Annotated in this window: 20 protein-coding genes; 9 read left to right on the top strand and 11 right to left on the bottom strand. The window is 64.6% G+C overall.

What is annotated here, in order from left to right; all coding sequences use genetic code 11:
* Positions 1–79: 79 nt before the first annotated feature.
* The gene (locus DB708_RS04605) at positions 80–265 is read right to left on the bottom strand and encodes a hypothetical protein (protein WP_108920770.1); all 186 of its coding nucleotides are present in this window, start codon (positions 263–265) and stop codon (positions 80–82) included.
* Positions 266–488: 223 nt separating this feature from the next.
* On the opposite strand from DB708_RS04605, the gene DB708_RS04600 reads away from it, so the two are divergent.
* From DB708_RS04600 to DB708_RS04590, 3 genes are all read left to right on the top strand, one after another.
* A complete protein-coding gene (locus DB708_RS04600; RefSeq protein WP_108920769.1) occupies positions 489–1,367 on the top strand; it encodes an HpcH/HpaI aldolase/citrate lyase family protein in 879 nt (292 codons plus the stop codon).
* Complete coding sequence (locus tag DB708_RS04595) at positions 1,364–2,170, top strand: SDR family oxidoreductase (RefSeq protein WP_108920768.1); 807 nt, start codon at positions 1,364–1,366, stop codon at positions 2,168–2,170. Before DB708_RS04600 ends, DB708_RS04595 begins: the two co-directional genes overlap by 4 nt.
* Positions 2,171–2,288: 118 nt before the next feature.
* Positions 2,289–2,549, top strand: a complete 261-nt coding sequence (locus tag DB708_RS04590; protein ID WP_235616624.1) for a long chain fatty acid-CoA synthetase — start codon at positions 2,289–2,291, stop codon at positions 2,547–2,549.
* A 45-nt stretch (positions 2,550–2,594) separates the two neighbouring features.
* On the opposite strand, the gene DB708_RS04585 is transcribed toward DB708_RS04590, so the two are convergent.
* Positions 2,595–5,084 carry a glycogen/starch/alpha-glucan phosphorylase gene (locus tag DB708_RS04585; protein ID WP_108920989.1) on the bottom strand — a complete coding sequence of 830 codons (2,490 nt, stop codon included), beginning with the start codon at positions 5,082–5,084 and terminating at the stop codon, positions 2,595–2,597.
* Between the two features lie 222 nt (positions 5,085–5,306).
* Here DB708_RS04585 and DB708_RS04580 point away from each other — a divergent pair, with 222 nt between their 5' ends.
* Positions 5,307–6,761, top strand: coding sequence for an MFS transporter (locus DB708_RS04580; RefSeq protein ID WP_235616623.1), 1,455 nt, complete (start codon positions 5,307–5,309; stop codon positions 6,759–6,761).
* 189 nt (positions 6,762–6,950) lie between these two features.
* On the opposite strand, the gene DB708_RS04575 is transcribed toward DB708_RS04580, so the two are convergent.
* Entirely contained in the window at positions 6,951–7,667 is a 717-nt protein-coding gene (locus tag DB708_RS04575; protein ID WP_108920766.1) for a cysteine peptidase family C39 domain-containing protein, read from the bottom strand.
* Positions 7,668–7,793: 126 nt separating this feature from the next.
* Between DB708_RS04575 and DB708_RS04570 the strand changes: the two genes are divergently transcribed.
* Positions 7,794–8,744 (top strand): alpha/beta hydrolase, encoded by a 951-nt coding sequence (locus DB708_RS04570; protein WP_108920765.1) that lies wholly within the window; start codon positions 7,794–7,796, stop codon positions 8,742–8,744.
* On the opposite strand, the gene DB708_RS04565 is transcribed toward DB708_RS04570, so the two are convergent.
* A complete protein-coding gene (locus tag DB708_RS04565) occupies positions 8,716–9,039 on the bottom strand; it encodes a DMT family transporter (protein WP_108920988.1) in 324 nt (107 codons plus the stop codon). The two genes, DB708_RS04570 and DB708_RS04565, sit on opposite strands and share 29 nt — an antisense overlap.
* 89 nt (positions 9,040–9,128) lie before the next feature.
* Here DB708_RS04565 and DB708_RS04560 point away from each other — a divergent pair, with 89 nt between their 5' ends.
* On the top strand, positions 9,129–9,548 hold the full coding sequence (locus tag DB708_RS04560) for a DoxX family protein (RefSeq protein ID WP_108920764.1): 420 nt from the start codon (positions 9,129–9,131) through the stop codon (positions 9,546–9,548).
* Between the two features lie 5 nt (positions 9,549–9,553).
* Here DB708_RS04560 and DB708_RS04555 read toward each other — a convergent pair whose 3' ends face one another.
* Positions 9,554–10,189 (bottom strand): HD domain-containing protein, encoded by a 636-nt coding sequence (locus DB708_RS04555; RefSeq protein WP_108920763.1) that lies wholly within the window; start codon positions 10,187–10,189, stop codon positions 9,554–9,556.
* Between the two features lie 178 nt (positions 10,190–10,367).
* Between DB708_RS04555 and DB708_RS04550 the strand changes: the two genes are divergently transcribed.
* The 3 genes from DB708_RS04550 to DB708_RS04540 all read left to right on the top strand — a co-directional run bounded on the left by DB708_RS04550 (position 10,368) and on the right by DB708_RS04540 (position 13,277).
* Complete coding sequence (locus DB708_RS04550; RefSeq protein WP_108920762.1) at positions 10,368–11,168, top strand: SDR family NAD(P)-dependent oxidoreductase; 801 nt, start codon at positions 10,368–10,370, stop codon at positions 11,166–11,168.
* A complete protein-coding gene (locus tag DB708_RS04545) occupies positions 11,168–12,127 on the top strand; it encodes a phosphotransferase family protein (protein ID WP_108920761.1) in 960 nt (319 codons plus the stop codon). The genes DB708_RS04550 and DB708_RS04545 overlap by 1 nt, the downstream gene beginning before the upstream one ends.
* Before the next feature lie 466 nt (positions 12,128–12,593).
* Positions 12,594–13,277: an MspA family porin gene (locus DB708_RS04540; protein WP_235616643.1), complete on the top strand. Its 684-nt coding sequence runs from the start codon at positions 12,594–12,596 to the stop codon at positions 13,275–13,277.
* A gap of 3 nt (positions 13,278–13,280) precedes the next feature.
* Here DB708_RS04540 and DB708_RS04535 read toward each other — a convergent pair whose 3' ends face one another.
* The 6 genes from DB708_RS04535 to DB708_RS04510 all read right to left on the bottom strand — a co-directional run bounded on the left by DB708_RS04535 (position 13,281) and on the right by DB708_RS04510 (position 20,079).
* A complete protein-coding gene (locus DB708_RS04535) occupies positions 13,281–14,576 on the bottom strand; it encodes an acyl-CoA dehydrogenase family protein (RefSeq protein ID WP_108920759.1) in 1,296 nt (431 codons plus the stop codon).
* Positions 14,577–14,596: 20 nt separating this feature from the next.
* Positions 14,597–15,739, bottom strand: a complete 1,143-nt coding sequence (locus tag DB708_RS04530) for a CaiB/BaiF CoA transferase family protein (RefSeq protein ID WP_108920987.1) — start codon at positions 15,737–15,739, stop codon at positions 14,597–14,599.
* Complete coding sequence (locus DB708_RS04525) at positions 15,736–16,512, bottom strand: enoyl-CoA hydratase/isomerase family protein (RefSeq protein WP_108920758.1); 777 nt, start codon at positions 16,510–16,512, stop codon at positions 15,736–15,738. The genes DB708_RS04530 and DB708_RS04525 overlap by 4 nt, the downstream gene beginning before the upstream one ends.
* Before the next feature lie 2 nt (positions 16,513–16,514).
* On the bottom strand, positions 16,515–17,723 hold the full coding sequence (locus DB708_RS04520; RefSeq protein ID WP_235616642.1) for an acetyl-CoA C-acetyltransferase: 1,209 nt from the start codon (positions 17,721–17,723) through the stop codon (positions 16,515–16,517).
* Between the two features lie 192 nt (positions 17,724–17,915).
* Entirely contained in the window at positions 17,916–18,830 is a 915-nt protein-coding gene (locus DB708_RS04515; RefSeq protein WP_108920756.1) for a cyclase family protein, read from the bottom strand.
* A gap of 37 nt (positions 18,831–18,867) precedes the next feature.
* Entirely contained in the window at positions 18,868–20,079 is a 1,212-nt protein-coding gene (locus DB708_RS04510) for an AraC family transcriptional regulator (protein ID WP_108920755.1), read from the bottom strand.
* Positions 20,080–20,158 lie beyond the last annotated feature (79 nt).

Raw genomic sequence — 20,158 nt, 5'->3', positions numbered from 1 at the left:
CTACGGATGGGTGTTTCACATCACCAAGGCGCGGAGCGGGCGTCCCGGGACGCTAATCCGGTCAAGACGCAGCGGCGGCTCAGTGCCTCCGGGGCTTATGAGTGCTCACCAGGTCGCGGATCAGCAGCCCCACCAAGGCCGCCACGCATAGTGGCACGTACAGCCTGAAGTTGTTTGAGGCGTGCTCATACAGCGCGATGTAGGCGATCGTTACGAGCGCCATGATGGTGAGCAGAATGTCGCGGATAACCTTGTCCGTGCTCATGCTTCGACCTAACTTTTCGGTCGGCAGTTTGCCGCGAACATCAGCATAAACCTCTCAACCTCATTTCTCACCGACCTATTTCGCGCGCCGCTGAAACGACGCGAATTGTGCGACACAATCGTGGCGATTCTGCGACACACGGATCATCGCTTTGCCGTCCGGCGATCCCGCGGAAAGCGGCTACCACTCTGGACGAGCGAGGCGCAAGCTCTACTCTGGCCCCATGGCACCGACGCCGCGCCCGCGCCGATCCGCTCTCTATCTCCCCGGCAATAAAGATCGAGCACTCGAGAAGGGGAAATCGCTACCCGCGGATGTGTTGATTTTCGATCTCGAGGATGCGGTAGGCCCCGACGCCAAAGCCGATTCCAGAATCAGGGTGTGTGACGCGGTCTCGTCAACGGGCTATCGGCCGCGCGAGATTGTGGTGCGCATCAATGGTGCAGGCACCGACTGGCATGACGACGATCTGGCCGCCGTGGCCGGTTCGGCCGCCGACGGTGTGCTGGTGCCGAAGGTCGAGACGGGAAAAGAGGTCCAAGCGCTGGCCGACGCGCTCGACGCGCTCGATGCGCCGCCGTCGTTGCAGCTGTGGGCGATGATCGAAACGCCGCGGGCCATTTTGCGGGCCGAGGAAATCGCCTCGGCCAGCGATCGATTGACTGTGCTGGTCGTCGGCACCAACGACCTGGTGAACGATCTCCATGGCTTGCACGTACCCGGGCGTGCGCCCGTCGCCCCGGCGTTGTCGCTTGCGGTATTGGGTGCGAGGGCTGCGGGGAAAGCCATCTTGGACGGCGTGTTCAACACCATCGCCGACGAGGCCGGCTTCCGGGCCGAGGCTCAGCAAGGCCGCGAGCTGGGTTTCGACGGCAAGACGCTGATCCATCCGTCCCAGGTTGGTCCGGCGAACGAACTGTTCGGCCCCTCGGAAAAGGAATTGGCCGACGCACGCAAGATCGTCTCGGCCTACCAGGAAGCCCGGGCAGCGGGAACCAGCGTTATCACCGTCGAGGGCCGCATGATCGAAAGCCTGCACGTGCGCGATGCTCAGCGGATCCTCGCGCTGGCTGACCTCATTTCCGAGCTGCAATCCCAATGACGGTCCGCCCGAGCCCATTTCGGGCCGATCTCCTGAAAGGGAAGGTCGCGCTGGTGACCGGTGGGGCTACCGGACTCGGTCTGGAGATCGCGCGGGTATTGGGCACTCACGGCGCGCGTGTGGCCATCTGCAGCCGAAAAGAACCCAATCTCCAAGCCGCGGTTGCGGCGTTGCGGGAACAGGGCATTGAGGCCAGCTACGGCGTGTGCGATGTTCGTCGTGGCGACGAGGTGACGGCCGTCGTCGAGGAAGTGTTGGCCACCTTCGGCCGACTCGATGTGGTGGTCAACAATGCCGCCGGAAACTTCCCGGTGCCGATCAGTGAACTCAGTCCCAACGGATTCAAAGCAGTGGTCGACATCGACCTGCTGGGAACGTTCAACGTATCCAAAGCGGCATACGACCTTTGGCTGCGCGATCACGGTGGTGCAGTGGTCAACATCAGCGCGGCGATCCAGTACCGCGGCATGGCCCTGCAAGCGCACGTCGTTGCGGCCAAGGCCGGTGTTGACGCGTTCAGCCGCGCCTGTGCGATCGAATGGGGGCCCAACGGTGTTCGGGTCAATGTCGTTGCCCCCGGGGCGATGTCGGGAACCGAGGGGGTCCGCAGAATCGCCGGCGACGACCAGCACCGGGCCATCCAGAATCCGCTGCGACGTCCCGGCTCGACCACCGAGGTCGCCGAGACGGTGCTGTTCCTGGCCGGCGACGCCGCGTCCTATGTGACCGGAGCAGTGCTGGTGGTCGACGGCGGTGGCTGGTTGACCGCCAGCGGCGTACCGGATCTACCGGGCTATCACTGACAACGATCACGCAACGGCGAGATCACGGCCGAGGCTCGGAGTCTCCTGGCCGATTAGGTGTTTTGCCCCGATCCGCATTATTCTTGCCCGCGGCTCATTGTCGACTCAGGAAAAGCAGATGCTTATTCAGCCCACTCTGCGACGGGCACAATCGCCGCGCAGCGCTCAACGTGTGATCTTCCCGAAGATCGGTCAGTGCTTCGACGTCGAAGTTACCCGGGAGACCGACGGGTGGCTCGTCCAGATCCCCGAGATCGCCGCGATGGCTCGTACCGGCCGCCGCTCGACCATCGAGTTGGTGGCGCGCGAGTGCATCGCCGCTCGCACCGGCATCCCGATGGGTTACATCAGCGTCTACGTGACGAAAGAGACCCGCTAGCGCCGCAACTGCGGTGCGTCGCCAGCGGTCGAGCCGACCGCTGGCTCAGATTTTCACGGTCAGCGGCCAGACCTTCCAAATGTCGTCGCAATACTCCGCGATCGCGCGATCGGATGAGAACTTACCGCTGCGCGCGGTGTTCAGGATCGACATCTTGGTCCACGACTCCCCATCCAGCCACGCGGCGCTCACCCGGCCCTGGCACTCCACGTAGGAGGCGTAGTCGGCGCACACCAGGAAGGGGTCGTCGTAACGCAGGTTGTCCACCAACGGCTTGAACACCTCGGTGTCGCCGTGCGAGAACGTCCCGTCGGCAATCAGATTCAGCACCGCGCCCAGCTCGTCGTTGCTGTCGATGTACTCCGCCGGGCGGTATCCGCGTGCCTTGAGCGCCTCAACCTCGTCGACGGTCAGGCCGAATAGGAAGAAGTTCTCTGCTCCGGCCTCTTCGCGAATCTCTACGTTGGCGCCATCGAGCGTGCCGACCGTCAGGGCGCCGTTGATCATGAACTTCATATTGCCGGTGCCCGAAGCTTCCTTGCCGGCGGTCGAGATCTGCTCGGAGACATTGGCGGCAGGATAGATCAGGTGCGCGTTCTGCACATTGAAGTTCGGTATGAATGCGACCTTTAGGAACTTGTTGACCATCGGATCGTTGTTGATCGTGTCGCCGACCGCGTTGATCAACTTGATGATCCGCTTGGCCAAGAAGTAACCAGGCGCTGCCTTACCGCCGAAGATGAAGGCGCGCGGCGGAATTGAGAGCTCCGGATTTTGCTTCAGCCGATAGTAGAGCGCGATGATGTGCAACACGTTGAGGTGCTGACGCTTGTATTCGTGAATCCGCTTGACTTGGATGTCGAAGATCCATTGCGGGTTCAGTTCGACGCCGGTCGTCTCGTGGATGAAGTTGGCCAGCCGCGCCTTGTTGTTGCGTTTGATGTCGCGCCACTGTTCCCGGAAGGACGAATCGTCGATGAACGGTTCCAGCCCACGCAGCATGCCCAGGTCCGTCAGCCAGCCATCCCCGACGGTGCGGTCCAGCAGCTCGCGTAGGCCGGGATTGGACAACGCAAGGAACCGCCGTGGTGTCACGCCATTCGTCTTGTTGCTGAAGCGCTCCGGCCACATCTCATAGAAATCTTTAAGCACACTGGATTTCAGTAGCTCCGAGTGCAGGGCGGCGACACCGTTGATGGCGTGGCTGCCGACGGTTGCCAGGTGTGCCATCCGGACGAACTTGGCGCCGTCCTCGCCGATCAGCGACATCCGGCGCACCCGGTCCGCGTCGCCGAGAAATCGGGTGCGCACCTCGTTGAGGAAGCGCCGGTTGATCTCGTAAATGATCTCCAGGTGTCGCGGCAGCGAGTCGCCGAACATCTCCAGCGGCCACGTCTCGAGCGCTTCGGGCAGCAGGGTGTGGTTGGTGTAGGCGAATGTGGCGACGGTGATGTCCCACGCCTTCTCCCACGCCAGTCCTCGCTCGTCGATCAGCAAGCGCATCAACTCGGCGACTCCGATAGACGGATGAGTGTCGTTGAGCTGCAAGGCGAATCGCTGGGGGAGTTCCCGGACGCCCGCGTCGGCGAGATCGTCCATGATGTGCAGCACGTGCTGTAGCGAGCAGGACACAAAGAAATGCTGCTGCAGCAGACGGAGCCGCTTGCCGGCTTCGGGTTCATCGTTGGGGTAGAACACCTTGGTGACCGTCTCCGAGGTCACCTCATCTTCGACCGCTTTGTAGTAATCGCCGGTGTTGAAGGCGTCCAGTGCAAACGACTTGACCGCCCGCGCGCTCCACAACGTCAACACGTTGCAGGTGTTGACGCCATAGCCCTGGATGGGCGTGTCGTACGCAACGCCTTTCAGTAGCAACCCCGGCACCCATCGGGAGCGCTCGCGCCCGGCCTCGTCGGTATAGCGCTCGACGTAGCCGCCCCATTTGACGAGATAGTTGACGTCGGGTTTAGCTATTTCCCAAGGATTTCCGCGATCCAGCCAGTTGTCGGTCTGTTCGACCTGCCAACCATCGTGGATCTCCTGGTCGAAAATGCCGAATTCGTAGCGGATTCCATAACCGATTGCCGGGCGCTCCAGAGTGGCCAGCGAGTCCAGATAGCAGGCCGCGAGCCGGCCGAGGCCGCCGTTGCCCAGTCCGGGTTCTTCTTCGCAGGCCAGCACCTCGTCAAGCCGCTGTCCCATCGCGGCCAGTGCGGACTTCGCTGCGCCCTCCAAGCCCAGGTTCAGCAGGTTGTTGCCCAGCTGCGGGCCCATCAGGAATTCGGCCGACAGATAACAGGTCACCTTGCGTCCGAGGTCGAGCGAGGTCTGCGTCGATGCCACCCGACGGTCCTGCATGCGGTCCCGCACGGCCAGCGCCAGGGCCCGGTAGTAATGCTCGGGCCGCAGCGCCGCGGCCGGACGGCCGATCGAATACCGCAAGTGATCGGTGATCGCACGTTGCAATGCGGGAGCGCCCATCCCGGTACGGGAGTGCTCGGTCAGGTCGGCCGGCCGGGATCCGGCGGCCGACATACCGTCGGAGGGGGTCTGATCGAGATCGGTCATGTGAATCCTACTCCCTAGATGTGGTGGCAGTATCGCACCGATCTGGTCGGCTTGGCGCAGTTCGTCAGTCTGACAGCGGTGTTTGCATTCCTGGCGCGAAACGGACGACGGCCACGTGAACGCAACCTCACGCACTGGCGACAAACCGGCGTTGCCGGGGCAGACGAAGGCCGGGCAAAATCTCCTGCTGTGAAGCAGGTGCCGTTGGCGTCGGCGGGGGCGCGCTGGTTGATCGCGGCGGCCGTGCTCGGCTCGGGGATCGCCTTGCTGGACGCCACCGTGATTAATGTCGCGCTGCCGGCCATCGGGCGAGAGCTGGGCGCGGACCTGACCGGCCAGCAGTGGGTGCTCGACGGCTACCTGCTGACCCTGAGCGCGTTGCTCCTCTCCTGCGGCGCGGCGGGCGACCGCTATGGCCGCCGCCGGGTATTCCTAGTCGGGTTGGCCGTCTTCACCGTGGCATCACTGGCCTGCGGTGTCGCCCCGACCATTGGCTGGCTGATCGGCGCCCGGCTGGGGCAAGGTGTCGGCGCGGCCGCACTGGTTCCCGGCAGCCTCGCGTTGATCGATGCCGGAATCACCGACGACGACCGGGGCCGCGCGGTGGGAATCTGGGCGGGCATGTCGGGGGTGACGACGGCGCTGGGCCCGTTCATCGGCGGGTGGCTGGTCGACTCGGCGTCGTGGCGCTGGGTGTTCTTCTTGAACGTTCCACTCGCCGTCGCGGTGGCGTGGATCGCGGCCCGCCACGTTCCCGAATCACGAAATCCGGCCGCCTCTGGCCCTCCGGATATCTTCGGAACGTCCTCTGTCGCAGTCGGTTTGGGCGGAGTGGTATACGCGCTGATCGAGATTCCGGCACGGGGTGCGACGCTGAGCACCGTCGCCGCCGCCATTGTCGGCGTCGCCGGGCTGGCTGCCTTCCCGCTGATCGAAGAGCGGGTGCAGTCACCGTTCTTGCCTCTCAAGCTCTTTCGTTCCCGGCAGTTCACCGGTGCCAACCTGACTATCCTAGCCGTGTACACCGCGGTCGGTGGTGCGCTGTTCCTGTTGGTCCTGCAGCTGCAACAAAGCATGCACTACTCGGCGCTGCGGGGTGGGCTGGCGACGCTGCCGATGACGATCATCATGCTGGTCGGTTCCCCATGGATAGGCGCGGTCGCACAGCGAACCGGTCCGCGGATCCCGATGACGGTCGGGCCGCTGATTGCCGCGGCAGGCGTGGCTCTGATGGCGCGCGTCGTGCCCGGGGCGACTTATCTGGGTGCGGTTCTGCCTGCCGTAGTCGTGTTCGGCCTCGGCTTGGCGATCACCGTGGCGCCGCTGACTTCGGCAGTCCTGTCCGCAGTCCCCGACAGCCATTCCGGCACCGCATCCGGTGTCAACAACGCGATTTCGCGCGTCGCGGGACTGCTCGCCGTCGCCGTGCTGCCGGTCGCAGCCGGGATCCGTGCGGGCCCCGGGCAACCACTGGGCCCCGGCTTCTCACTGGCGATGCTGATTACCGCCGGCATCTGCCTGATAGGTGGGATCACGGCGTGGGTGACCATCCGCACCGGCGCCGTCGTCGCACACCAGGTGCTGCCGGGAATCAACCACGCCTGCCAAGACCCATCCACCCGACGAGCCCGCGATGTTGCCTAGTCGAAGATGACGACCGCGCGTCCGACCACGTCGCCGCGCCCCAACGCATCCAAGTGCTCGTTGATGTCGTCCAAGTTGACTCCGATGACGTGGTGTCTGATCAGCCCACCGCAGACGTGTTGTGATACAGCCGCTTTGACCCTGACAATGCCAGCAAACAATCAAGCTGGCAACAGCGAGCTCGCTCGACTACCCGGTGACCGTCATCTGGTCGTCACCGCTGTCCCACGATCGCATGAAGACGTCGATCGGGACCTGCTCGTCGCGGCCCTGCTCGCTGCCGCTGTCGTTGAGGTGCACGATTCCGGCCGCGGTGTCGACACCGGTCACCACCACGGCGTGGTTCGCCATGGGCTCACCGTCCGAGTTTTTGTCCTCGACGGGCTCGCCCCAGATGATTTCGGCGTTGACCCCGGCAATGACCTTGTGGCCCTTGGCCAGATCCTGCTCGAGCGCCACCAGGCCGGTTGGGACGTGTGTCGTCGCGGCACTTTGCTTGTCGGTGCTTTCGGCACGGATTCCGTAGTGCGCCAACAGCGTCGGTTCGTCGTCGAATGAAGTGCCCTCGCCGCTCTTGTGTTTCTTCGGCTTGGTGTAGATCGGCCCGGGGTGAACGCTGCTGGGAGTCGTTTGGGCCAGTTTGACGATCTCGGGCTCGGAGGGCTGCTTGCCGGTCAGTTCGCCGACCACGTCGGCGACCGCCATCTCCACGCAGTCGTCGTCGTATTGCTGGTAGCGCCAGAACGGGGCGGCTGCGGTGGGGTCGCCGTAGAGCGTGCCCGCGCCGCTGGGTAGGCCGGGGCCGCCCGGAGCGGCGTGGGCTGTGCCCACCGCCAACCCGAGGGCGGCCGCGCCGGTCAGCACCGCAACGGCAGCGCTGCGGGCCACGGTCGCAATCCTGATCATTCGGTGTCCTGTTCCAGAGCTTCGCGTCGGTGCGGCGACTGTCCAGGAAAGGGTCTCTTGCCGACCTCCACGAATTCTTGAAGTCCTGGTCCGGATAGGTGGAGGCGCGCGTTAGGGTCATGCTCCATGACTTCTGCCCACGTCCGAACGCCGATGCGTTTCGACGTCAGCGACGTGGTCGGGGAGCAGGCCTCGCTGGCCGCGACTTACTACCCGGCACGCAACGGCATCGCAGCCCGCGCGCTGCTCGTCTGCCTGCCCGGCGGCACCTACAGCCGCGAATACTGGGACCTGCGCGTTGTCGGCCACAGCGGATACAGTTTCGCCGACTTCGTCACCGAGAACGGCTATGCCGTCCTGACGGTCGACCCGTTGGGCACCGGCGAAAGCTCAAAGCCGGCACGCGATTTCGGCTTCACCGATATCGCCACCGCGCTCGCCCGCGCCGTCGCCGTGCTGCCCGCCGCAACCGGTAACCACGCGCCGCCCATCGCGGTAGCGCATTCGCTGGGCGGTTATCTAGCGATCACCCAGCAAGCGCTGTTCTCCAGCTACGCAGGGCTCGCGAATTTCGGATGCACCAATCAGCACGTCGCACCGCTGAACTTGGACCCGGCATTCATTGCCCGCGCCGCCACTGCGGACGGCCGCGCGGCGCTTGCGCAAGAGATCCTTTCGGCTCTTCCCGAAGCGTATTTCGAAGGCCCGCGCGAACACTTACAGGGTTGGTTTCACCTCGACGATGTTCCCGCCGATGTGGTGGAAGCCGACATCGTAACCGCGAAATCGGTGGTGCCGCGGGTATTTGGCACGGCCATGATTCCCGGCGTTGTCGCCCAGCACGCCGCGCTGATCGATGTCCCGGTCCTGCTCGGCTATGGCGTGGTGGACGTCTCGCCGAACCCGCGCGCCGAGGCCGCCCTGTATTGCAGTAGCCCCGACATCACCACGTTGGTGGTGGCCGGCAGCGCACACTGTCACAACATGGCATCGAGCCGGCACCGGCTGTGGCGGCGACTGCTCGCGTGGACGGAAGGCGTCGTCGCTCTCAGTGGGCGCCGGACAAGTTCAACATAATCACGCCCACGATGATCAGCCCGACGCCGACGACTTTCGCCACGGAGATCGGCGAGCCCAGGAACAGCACGGCGATCAGCACGATCACCGCCGTACCGATCGCCGACCACAACGCGTAGGCGACGTCTGTCTGCATACCGCGCTGGATCGACCAGGCCAGCAGCGCGAAAGAGGCGCCGTAGCCGAGCAGGCAAATCACGGTCGGCCATAAACGGCTGAAGCCTTCGGTGCTCTTGAGCAGGCTCGTCGACACCACCTCCGCGGCGATCGCGCCGAACAGGAGCAGGTATGTCAGTGCGCCTCCTTGCATACGGACGTGTTTACACCACCCGCACGACCTCGTGGTCGCGACGCTCACTGGGCCGTCGGCCGTAACGTGGCGCTATGACGACGAGTCTCAACGACCGCCTGACGCGCTACACGCCAGCCGCGGTGAGCCTGTTCCGGTTGGTCTACGGGTTCCTGTTCGCCTGCTACGGCTCGATGCTCCTGTTCGGCTGGCCCGTCCGGCCACCCGCGCCCGTGCCGTTGGGAGCATGGCCCAGCTGGTATGCGGGACTCATCGAATTCGTTGCTGGGCTACTGATCTGCGCCGGATTATTCACTCGCCCAGCCGCATTCATCGCCTCCGGTCACATGGCGGTCGCGTACTTCTGGATGCATCAACCGCGTTCGGTGTGGCCGATCGGTGACCCACCGGCCGGCAATGCCGGAACCCCGGCGATCCTGTTCAGCTTTGGTTTCTTGCTGTTGGTGTTCGTCGGCGGGGGCCGCTACTCGGTTGACGCCTGGCGCAAACGCTGATCAGATCAGTTGCCCCACCGACCCTGCGAGGCCGCTAATTCCAGCAGGGTGACGCCGTCGGTCTGGCGCTCCTGCAGCACCTGGCTGGGAAATGTGTAGGGCGGCGCCGCCTCGGGGCTGCGCTCTGCCTGCGCGGCGATCGCGTCCATCAGCGTGCGCGCCATCGCTAACCGTGGATAGCGGGCGTGGATCGTGGCCGCGATTTCGTCGTCGATGAATTCGGCGTCGCGGCCGAAATCCGCACCCACACCGCTGCGCACCAGGTGGCACAGCGCGCCCCGCCGGTCGGCGATGCCCATCGAGGTGTGTAGGGCAATGGCCTCCCACACGCCGTCCACCAGCGCGCGCTCGCAGCCGTGTTCGGTCAGCAGCGCGGCCGCGAGGTCGGCGCCTTCGACTTCGAACCGCTGCTTGCCGAGCGCCGCGGAGCCAGCGCCCAGGTCGTGCAGGACGCATCCCAAAAACAGGGTGTCCCCGTCGTAGTCCGCGCGAGGGCGCATTCCCTCGCGTGCGGCGATCAGTTCGCCGAACAGATAACTGCGCACGCTGTGGTTGAACACTGACGGCGACTCGGTCGACTGCGCCAACCGGATGGCGGCCTGTGCGACGGCGGTGTCGGCGAGAGCGGAAATGACCTGCATAGCGAGAACATTAGGGTCGCCGCCGCCATCTGGTGAGTGGCTGAAACGACACGATCCCCACGATTTGAGCCACGATGCCGGGGGGCGGTGCCTGCGCTTCGCATCGATCAGTGATAATGGCGTTCTCTAGTTTGGAGAAGGCATTTCCGTTTAGCGGACCGTCCCGAGGAGGTCGACGATGAGCGCCAACCAACGATGCGACGGGATGGTGGCCCTGGTCACCGGCAGCAGCCGCGGATTGGGTAAGGCAATCGCCGCGCGGCTTGCCGCGCAGGGTGCCGCGGTCGCGCTGACCGCCCGAACGATGGACCCCGATCCCAAATACCACGGGTCACTGCGCGAGACCGTCGATGAGATCGTCGCCGCGGGCGGGCGGGCTGTTGCCGTCCAAGCGGATCTGTCCCAACCCGAGGAACGCGAACGGCTGTTCGTCGAGGTGGTGGATGCCGCTGGCGCCCCGGACATCCTGGTGAACAACGCCGCGGTCACCTTCCTGCGGCCGCTCGACGGGTTTCCCGAGCGGCGTGCCCGGCTGATGATGGAGATGCACGTCCTTGGGCCATTGCATCTGTGCCAGTTGGCAATTCCCGCGATGCGCGAGCGCGGTCGGGGCTGGATTCTGAACCTGACCTCGGTCGGCGGCGACTTACCGCCCGGGCCACCGTTCTCCGAATTCGACCGAACCGCCGGCTTCGGGATTTACGGCACAGCCAAGGCCGCGCTCAACCGACTGACGAAAAGCCTTGCCGCGGAATTGTACGACGATGGTATCGCCGTCAATGCCGCCGCTCCTTCCCATCCCGTGGCGACCCCGGGCGCGGGCACCCTCGATCTCGCCAAAGTCGACACCGAGGATATCGAGCTGATCACCGAGACCGCGTACCGGTTGTGCACGGGAAATCCGAAAACCCTTACCGGTCGTGTCGCCCATACCCAGGCCTTCCTCGCCGAGGTCGGCTGGTTTGCGTCCGCCGGCTGATGGTCGAGGTCGACCTCGACGAGCTGCGAAACCGGCTCGCGGCTGCCGACATCACCGACGTCACCGCGTTGGCCGGCGGTGCCTCCGGCTTGACCTTTCGCGGCGCGCGATCCGGCAGGCCAGTGGTGATCAAGCTCGCCCCGCCAGGCGTTGAGCCGATCGCGCACCGGGATGTGCTGCGGCAGGCCCGCATCCTCAAAGCGCTTGCCGGGACTCGGGTTCCGGTTCCTGAGGTGCTATGGGAGGAGCCGGGGGATCCGCCCGCCATCCCTCCGCTGTTCGTGATGTCACACGTCGACGGCGACTCCGCCGAGCCGCTGTTCGACGGTTGCGCACCGGCACCCGAGGTGGTCGAGCGCTACCGCAACGCATGCCGAGCGATGGCCGCATTGCACAGTTTGTCACCGGGCGACCTCGGGCTGCGCGGGGAACCGGTCGTCGAGCCGGTCTCGGAAGTCGAGCGCTGGTGCCAGACGTTGCAGACCGTCGATGCGGCGCTGGTTCCCGGCTGGCAGAGCGTACGCGACGCATTATTGCATTGTGCGCCAACGGCTATCGGGTCGAGCGTGGTGCACGGTGACTTCCGGCTGGGCAACCTGATGGCCGTCGGAGCCAGCGTCAACGCGGTAATCGATTGGGAGATCTGGTCGATCGGTGATCCGCGCATCGATGCGGGCTGGTTTCTGATCAACTGCGACCCCGAGACGTACCGACGCGTTGCGGCCCCGGCCGGTATCGCACCGCCGATTGCCGAACTCGCCGAGATCTACCAACGCGAACTGGGGTACGAGGTCGCCGACCTCGCCTGGTTCAGCGCGCTGGCATGTTTCAAGTCGGCGGCCACCTGGTCGCTGATCGTCAAGCACAACCGCCGAAGGCGTGCCCCGCGCGAAGAATGGGAAGCCATGGCATCAACGTTGCCGAGGCTGTTGACCCGTGCCCGGTCGATTGTGGACTAAGCCGACGGGAGGTCGGTTACCCGCACCGAATGAAAATATTCTGGCAATACATTCCGACACCGTCCCAGTTCTTCTCTATTGGGCGGCCACGGTCCGCCGGATTCGTGAATATCGAGGGCGCGTCAATCGTGTCGAATTGACCGAGTTCTGGGATAACTGGAATCGGGGTAGGGCCGTCGGGATCCGCCTGTGCCAGCCCGGTACCGCTGCAGAGGGCAACGACGCTGATCGCACCGGCTACCAGTCCGCGAGCACACGCACGAGCTTTCATAGCGCCCTCTCTGTCGTTGCCTTGTGTCAGCCTCCTGCAATTTTAGCCGGTGGCTGGCTATAGGGGCCAATGCCAGCGTGCCGAGGCCGCATCGCATATCAATTACGAACGCGCAACAACTCTGCCGGATCGGCCAGCAAATTCCCCGGCTCGAATGTCACGGCGCATACGTTGGTGCCCGTGAGGGGGAAAGCCCTGGTCTTGCGTCGCGCCGGCGTATTTGCCGTGTGCGTGGCCATGTCCGTGATCATGGCTCCCACGGCGGGAGGGGATCCCGACACCGAGTCCGTCGCTGCCGCTGCGGCACCGGCCGGCGGGCCGGTGGCCTCGAATCCTCCGGCAACGATCACGACACCCGATGGCTGGAGCCTGGGCCTCGGCGCCAAGGACGAGGCCCAGGTGCCCGTCTCACCGCTGACGACCGCGATCTCGTCCCGGGAGTACCTCTCGAGCGGAGTATTCGTCGGTTCGCTAAGGGGGCCCGAACAAGCCCAGGGCATCCTCGAAGTGGGTTACGAGATCGGTTGTGGAATCGACATGAGCACGTCCAATGGTGTCGAGGTGGGCGGCAACGCCGGGCTTACCCCGTCGCTGGGTTTCACGGGCGCGTTTCCCATACCGGGAACCCTCCTGCCGGTGATTTCCGCCCCGATGGGCGGTTCGATCAATGTGGGGCTCAAGCCCGGCTTCGTGATCGTCGTACCGGTAGTCAAAAAGCAGTTCCGGGGCGCGAATCCGTGGGTGATGATCAGCAACTTCCACGTCAAGATCGACGGCTGCGTGGGCCAGTCGTTCATTCGCTCCTACGCCACGCTGACCCGGGTGACCGATCTTTCCGACGTGGTGCTGTCCTACGTAGGTGTCACCACAGCCGTCTGAGGGCTAGCCGCGGGGGATGGCGGCCAGCTTGTCGGCGAACTTGGCCTCGGCGGCCGCACGCAGCCGCAGCAGGTGTTCGGAGGGAAACAGATCCGGCGCGGGCTCGCGGTCTTTGAGTAGTAGGCGGGCCAGCGTCACCTTGTGCACTTCGGTCGGGCCGTCGGCGAGGCCGAGTACAAAAGACTCCACCAGATACTGCACGAACGGCATCTCATGCGTGGTACCCAAGGATCCGTGGAGTTGCAGTGCCCGCGCCGACACGTCGTGCAGCACCTTCTGCATCATCGCCTTGACCGCGGAGATGTCGGCGCGCACCGCCTTGTAGTCGTTGAATTGGTCAATCTTCCAAGCGGTTTGAAGGGTGAGTAGCCGAAACGCCTCGATCTCCATCCACGAGTCGGCGATCATCTCCTGCACGAGTTGCTTGTTGGACAGCGCCTCGCCCTGGGTGTGGCGCGACACGGCCCGTTCACAGATCATGTCGAAGATCCGTCGCACCAAGCCGACGGTGCGCATCGCGTGATGAATGCGCCCGCCGCCCAGGCGGGTTTGCGCCACGACAAATGCTCCGCCCCGCGGGCCCAGCATGTGATCGGCCGGCACCCGCACGTTCTCGTAACGGACGTATCCCTCGCGCCCGCCGCCGAGTGGCTGGTAGCCGAGTCCGACGTCGCGCATCACGTTGATGCCGGGTGTGTCGCCCGGGACGACGAACATCGAGTAGCGCTGGTAGGGAGCTGCATCGGGGTCCGTCATCGCCATCACGATGAGGAACGACGCCATCGAGGCAAACGACGAGAACCACTTCTCGCCGTTGATGATCCAGTGATCACCGTCGGGCACCGCGGACGTGGTGAACACCTTCGGGTCCGCACCGCCTTGTGGTTCGGTCATCGAGAAGCAGGACACGATGCGGTTGTCCAGCAGCGGCTCGAGGTAACGCGACTTCAGTTCGGGCGTGCCGTAGTGCGCGAGGATTTCGCTGTTCCCGGAATCGGGAGCTTGGGAACCGAACACGATCGGCGCGCACTCCGAACGACCCAGAATCTCGTTGAGCAGAGCCAGTTTCACCTGACCGTAGCCCGGGCCACCCAGATGCGGGCCGAGGTGGGTGGCCCACAGTCCGCGGTCCTTCACGATCTCCTGCAGTGGTGGGATCAGCGCTTGGCGCACCGGATCGCCCAGATCGTGCGACTCCTTGACGATCAGGTCGATGGGCTCGCACTCGGTGCGCACGAAATCCTCGACCCATTCGAGTTGTTGCGCCCAGTCTGGATCAGTGGAGAAATCCCACGACATCTTTCATTCCCTTCATTTCGTCAGTGCGAGTTGCTTTGCGCCACCACTCCGGCGTTCACGAGCTCGGTGACGGCGTGTTCATCGAATCCCATTTCGTGCAGTAGGGCGTTCGTGTGATCGCCCGGCAACGACGGCGACGAGGGCGTCTCGGGCGGGGTACGTGAGAAGCGTGGCGACGGCGCGGGCTGGGTGATTCCATCCACCTCGATGAAGGTGTCCCGGGCTACCAGGTGTGGATGCCGCGGCGCCTCTGACAACGAAAGAACCGGTGTTGCACAACATCCCGGTGAGTCGAGGAGTTGTTCCCACTCGGCGCGCGACTTCTCGGCGAAGCGTGTAGCCAGCGCCGTGCGGTGTGCGGCCCAGCCGGCCGGTTCGTCGTCGTCGTGAGGAACGTCGACGCCAAGGCGATCGCAGAGTTCGGCATAGAACTTGGGTTCCATTGCGCCTACGGCGATATGGCGGCCGTCCGCGGTGGCATACGTGCCGTAGAAATGTGCGGCACCGTCGAGCAGGTTGTCCTGGCGACGGTCGCGCCAGGTGCCGGCGGGCACCATCCCGAAGTAAGGGGCCAGCAGCGTGGCGACGCCATCGACCATGGCGACGTCGAGTACCTGACCTTCACCGGAGTCGCGGGCCTCGAGAATGGCGCTGAGCAGGCCGACCGCCAGGAGCATTCCGCCGCCGCCGTAGTCCCCGACCAAATTAAGTGGCGGAATCGGTGATTCGGCGGTGCCGATGCCGCGCAGCGCACCGGCCAGTGCGAGGTAATTGATGTCGTGGCCGGCGTGACCGGACAGCGGTCCGTCCTGCCCATAGCCAGTCATCCGGGCGTAGACAAGACGCGGATTTCGGGTTCGCAGCGCGTCCGGGCCGATGCCCAGCCGCTCGGCCACACCCGGGCGGTAGACGTCGACGAATGCGTCGGCGTCGGCGACCAGCCGGTGCACGATATCCCTGCCGCGGGGATCCTTCACGTCGGCGGCAAGGGACCGCTGGCTGCGGCGGACCGTGTAGTCGATGGGGAGTGGACCGTCCACGCCCGCAACGGGGTCGACGCGGATGACGTTTGCGCCCAAGTCGCCCAACAACATCCCGCAAAATGGTGCTGGCCCCAGGCCTCCCATCATCACGATGCGGACGCCGCCCAGCGGACCGCTCACTTCGACCACTTCTGCCGGCGCGCGGCCGCTTCCTCGGTGGCGTGCGAGATCACCTGATTGCGGTTCTCCAACTCCAGCGCCGAGGAGAGATTCGCCGCGTCGGTGTTGACCTGCAGCGCGCGCTTGGTCAGCTGCACCCCCAGCGGGGAAAGATCTGCGATCGACGATGCCAACTCGACCGCACGGTCGGTCAGCCGATCCGGCTCGACGAGCTCGCTGACCAGACCGCGCCGTTCGGCCTCCGGGGCCGACACTGTGCGACCGGTGAGCATCCAGTCCGCCGCGACGCTGGTCCCGACGATGCGGGGGAGGTGATAGCTCATGCCCATCTCGGCGCCCGACAACCCGAGCAGGATCGCAGCATTACCGAATGATGCTGCCGCCGAACAGATACGGATGTCGCAGGCGAGGCAGAGCGCGAATCCCGCGCCGACGCACGGGCCGTTGACGGCGGCGACGACGGGCGCGGGCAACGCGCGCAGAGCCTCGGCCAATGCTGCCATCCTCTCCTGAAACCGCATCCGGTCCAGTGCGGGCGCCGTGGCCTCGAGCATGCCGGGCCCGAAGTCGCGCATATCGATTCCGGCGCAAAAGCCCCGCCCGGTGCCCGTGAGAACGACAGCGCGCGCCGAGCCGTCGTCGGCTAAATCGCCGAAGACCTGGATCAATTCGGATTGCATCACCGCGTTGATCGCGTTGAGCCGCTCGGGCCGGTTCAAGCGCAGGATGACGACGCCGTCACGGGGCCGGTCGAGGTTGAGCATGCTCGGCATGGTCACAGCCGCTCGACGATCGTCGCGGTACCCATGCCGCCACCGGTGCACATGGTCACCAGTCCAGTTGTCAGGTCACGACGTTCGAGCTCGTCGAGGATCGTTCCGATCAGCATCGCGCCGGTGGCACCGATCGGGTGGCCCAGGGCAATCGCGCCGCCGTTGACATTGACCCGGTCGGGATCGATGTCGAGGTCGCGGATCGTCTTGAGCGGCACCGCGGCGAAGGCCTCGTTGATCTCCCACAGGTCGATGTCCGCCACCGTCATGCCGGCTCGCTCCAGGCAGCGCTGCGCCGCCGGACCCGGGGCGGTCAGCATGATGATGGGCTCGCTGCCGATCGCGGCAGCGGCCCGGATCTGGGCGCGCGGTTTCACTCCGTTGGTCTGTGCCCAATTCGGTGAGGCGAGCAACACCGCCGCCGCACCGTCGACAACCCCGGAGGAATTGCCGGCGTGATGAACGTGGTCGATCTGATCGATGCTGGGATAACGCTCGAGGCAGATCTCGTCGAAGGTGCGGTGTTCGCCGCCGGCGCATGCCGCACCCATCGCCGCGAACGCCGGCCGCAGTCGCGCCAGCGTCTGGGCCGACGACCCGGGGCGGGGGTGCTCGTCACGGGCGAAGGTGCCGTCGGGCGTAGCCACCTCGACCAAGGAGCGATCGAATCTGCCCTCGTCGATGGCGGCGGCGGCGCGGTCCTGGCTAAGTGCGGCATAGCTGTCGACAACCTCGCGGGTGAAGCCCTCGAGTGTCGCGATCAGATCGGCCGAAATACCCTGCGGCACCGTCGGATAAGCCGCACGGAAGTCTGTGTTGTTGCCGTCGATGGTCGGCACTCCGGCCGTGACGTCCCAGCGGGACATCGATTCGACGCCGCCGGCGATCACCAGATCTTCGCTGCCCGCGGCGATCGAGGACGCCGCGACGGTGACGGCTTGCTGACCCGATCCGCAGAACCGGTTCAGTGTCATCCCCGGCACGGTCTCGGGCCAGCCGGCCAACAGAACGGATAGGCGCGCGATGTCGTCGCCGTGGTCACCGGAGAGGATGCCGTTGCCGGCGATCACGTCACCGACGTGCGCTGGGTCGAAGCCGGTGCGCCTGGCCAGCGCCGCGAGGCAAGTGGCGAACAGCGTCTGCGGATGCACGTCGTGTAGTCCGCCGTCCGGGCGGCCCCGGCCTCGCGGCGTGCGTACCGCATCGAGAATCCAGGCGTCGATGGTGGGCTCCGATCGTTGTACGAGGGTTTCGATACGGCCCCGTTGATTCGTTTCCGATCGTAATGGGTCTCGCTATTTTGGAGAATAATCCTCTCCAAAATAGCGAAGCTATTCTCGGTCGCGCTGGGACACCGGCGCGGGTTTGGGTAGGTCGAAAGAACATGGCCCAGTGAGCGGCGCCTACTTGATCGCAATCGGTGTGGTCGGGGAGCCAACGGCCCCGCTGATGCGAAGCGGTGGGGCGACAAACATGAAGCTCCACTTGCCATCGGCCGCGCAGTCTTGCGATAGCGCATCCAGATCGAGAATCTCGGCCAGCGGCATGCCCATGTCGCGGATCAAGATGCAATGCAGCGGTAGCAGGGTCGCCGTTTGACTTGGCACGACTTCGACGGCCCAGTTATCCGCGCCGATAGCGGCGACGCGCCGGTCACGCAGCCAGCGTGGACAGTCGATACCCAGTCCGGGCTCGGCCTCCATCCACCCGTCCTTTCCTTCTCTTGCTAAGCGCTGCCGCCAACCGGTGCGAACCAGGAGAAAGTCGCCATCACCGACGGTCACGCCTTGTGCGCGCTCGGCCTCCTCGAGGTCGCCGACGGTGACCGCGGTACCGGGCCTCAACCAATCGGCACCATGCAGTCGAGCGATGTCGAGTAGTACGCCTCGGCCGACGATTCGATCGCTGAAAGCATCAACCGCCAATTGCTGGGCGCCATGGAGGGCACTGACTTGGTCGATGCCATAGCCGTTATACAGTTTGCCGTCGTAAGCGATGTGCGACAGGGCGTCCCACTGAGTGCCGGACTGCAACGGCATGACGATCCAATCGTCGGCCACCTGCGGGCCGTCAGGATCCCAGTTGCCGGGTTGCATGGACATTAGGTGAACGGGATTGACCCGACCGATAAACCCGTTTTGCGGCCCGTCCTTCCCGACCGGAATGCTCAACTGGAATACCTTGCCGGTGACGATTTCGCCGGCGGCAGCTTGAATGTGACTGGCAGTAACCAGGTTTAGCGTGCCGATCTGATCGGCCGCACCCCAGCGTCCCCAGTTGGACAGCTCTTGGCCCAGGGCTTTGAAGTCGATACTCATGATTGCAATTTAATGCGGTGGTGCGCCTTCACATTGCCTACGCCCTGGTGGTACGTGCTGTGGTGTCGCGCTGCGGGACGGGGATTGCCCGGCCCGACCCGCGCAGCGTGGCCGCCGGCGTTTCGCCGTACCGGGCGGCGTGTGCCGCGGCGAAGCGTCCGGGGTTCGTGTATCCCCAGCGCTTGGCGATCGATGCCACGGTTTCGACCGAAGGATCGGCGTTGATGAGCTCCTCATGCGCGCGCCTCAACCGCACCTGCCGCAGGTAAGTCATCGGCGACATACCCATATGGCGGACGAAGCTCTGCTGCAGGGCGCGCGAACTGACATGGCATTCAGCTGCTAGGGAGGTGATCGTCAGCGGCAGATGCGGCTCCGATTCGATGATGTCCACTGCTGGCCGAATACTATGGGGTGCAACAAGTTTGGTCCGTTCTGCGAGCACATCGCGGTATGGGTGGTCCGCGGCAAGTAGCAGCGCATGCAGCAAGCTGTCCACGAATGGAGTCGCCACCAGCGGTTGTGACAGGGCACTGTCAGTTCGAAAGAGCTCCTGGGCGAACACGGTGAACATGTGCATCCAGCTGCGCGCCGGTCCTTTGGTGGTGACCATGGACGGCTTGAATTCGATCTGTGTGGTCAACGGGCGCCCGAGCGCTTCGCCGAGAGTGTCCTCGAGCGCATTTCGGCCTACCCGCAACGCAATCATTCGGCAGCCCGCTTGCCACCGAGGGACCATCAGTTCACCCTCGGGCAGGCAAATAGTCGCCAGACCGGGCGCATAGGTAATCGAAGAGCCACGCTGGAATAGCTCCATTTGGCCGGACGCAAGAATATTGACTTGGTAAAACGGCCGATCATGGGAGCACCGAATGCAGGCATCGACATTCAATGCCAGGTCAAGGACTGTGATGGGGCCGACACTGCCGGCGCGTTGGGTCAGCGAAACCGGTTTCCGGCGGTCCAGCGGGCCAAGCGCTTGGATACACGGAAAGAATTTGGCGACTTGCTTGAAGGTGTCGGTTGTCTTGAGTTCCGCGACGATTGCCGATCCGCTTTTCTCGCCCATTTCGAACTCCGCTTCTGCTGCTTTGTAGTCCGCTGACCGGACTAGTCGGGCATTCGCGGCAAGTGCCTGTACGGATCGCTTAATGTGGCGGACGTCACACCGTCCCATTCGCGATTGCGGGACGTTCGCAATTGGGCGTTTGCGGATTTCCACAACCGTTGAGAGCTCGAACCTCGGCATGCGTAGCAAAGTGTCTCAAACGTTGCGCGAACTGTACTGATAAGAGGTATCGCGGGCCTAGCGGCTCTAGCCTCGCTGT

Origin of the sequence: Mycobacterium montefiorense (assembly GCF_003112775.1) — a bacterium.
Classification (GTDB): domain Bacteria; phylum Actinomycetota; class Actinomycetes; order Mycobacteriales; family Mycobacteriaceae; genus Mycobacterium; species Mycobacterium montefiorense.
The sequence above is the reverse complement of the archived record's forward strand: the minus strand, read 5'-3'. Positions and strand labels throughout refer to the sequence as shown.

Bases quoted from the DNA above. Each gene is read 5' to 3' on its own strand.
- DB708_RS04605 (WP_108920770.1), bottom strand. From the start codon at position 265: ATGAGCACGGACAAGGTTATCCGCGACATTCTGCTCACCATCATGGCG.
- DB708_RS04600 (WP_108920769.1), top strand. From the start codon at position 489: ATGGCACCGACGCCGCGCCCGCGCCGATCCGCTCTCTATCTCCCCGGC.
- DB708_RS04595 (WP_108920768.1), top strand. From the start codon at position 1,364: ATGACGGTCCGCCCGAGCCCATTTCGGGCCGATCTCCTGAAAGGGAAG.
- DB708_RS04590 (WP_235616624.1), top strand. From the start codon at position 2,289: ATGCTTATTCAGCCCACTCTGCGACGGGCACAATCGCCGCGCAGCGCT.
- DB708_RS04585 (WP_108920989.1), bottom strand. From the start codon at position 5,084: ATGTCGGCCGCCGGATCCCGGCCGGCCGACCTGACCGAGCACTCCCGT.
- DB708_RS04575 (WP_108920766.1), bottom strand. From the start codon at position 7,667: ATGATCAGGATTGCGACCGTGGCCCGCAGCGCTGCCGTTGCGGTGCTG.
- DB708_RS04570 (WP_108920765.1), top strand. From the start codon at position 7,794: ATGACTTCTGCCCACGTCCGAACGCCGATGCGTTTCGACGTCAGCGAC.
- DB708_RS04560 (WP_108920764.1), top strand. From the start codon at position 9,129: ATGACGACGAGTCTCAACGACCGCCTGACGCGCTACACGCCAGCCGCG.
- DB708_RS04555 (WP_108920763.1), bottom strand. From the start codon at position 10,189: ATGCAGGTCATTTCCGCTCTCGCCGACACCGCCGTCGCACAGGCCGCC.
- DB708_RS04550 (WP_108920762.1), top strand. From the start codon at position 10,368: ATGAGCGCCAACCAACGATGCGACGGGATGGTGGCCCTGGTCACCGGC.
- DB708_RS04545 (WP_108920761.1), top strand. From the start codon at position 11,168: ATGGTCGAGGTCGACCTCGACGAGCTGCGAAACCGGCTCGCGGCTGCC.
- DB708_RS04535 (WP_108920759.1), bottom strand. From the start codon at position 14,576: ATGTCGTGGGATTTCTCCACTGATCCAGACTGGGCGCAACAACTCGAA.
- DB708_RS04525 (WP_108920758.1), bottom strand. From the start codon at position 16,512: ATGCCGAGCATGCTCAACCTCGACCGGCCCCGTGACGGCGTCGTCATC.
- DB708_RS04515 (WP_108920756.1), bottom strand. From the start codon at position 18,830: ATGAGTATCGACTTCAAAGCCCTGGGCCAAGAGCTGTCCAACTGGGGA.
- DB708_RS04510 (WP_108920755.1), bottom strand. From the start codon at position 20,079: ATGCCGAGGTTCGAGCTCTCAACGGTTGTGGAAATCCGCAAACGCCCA.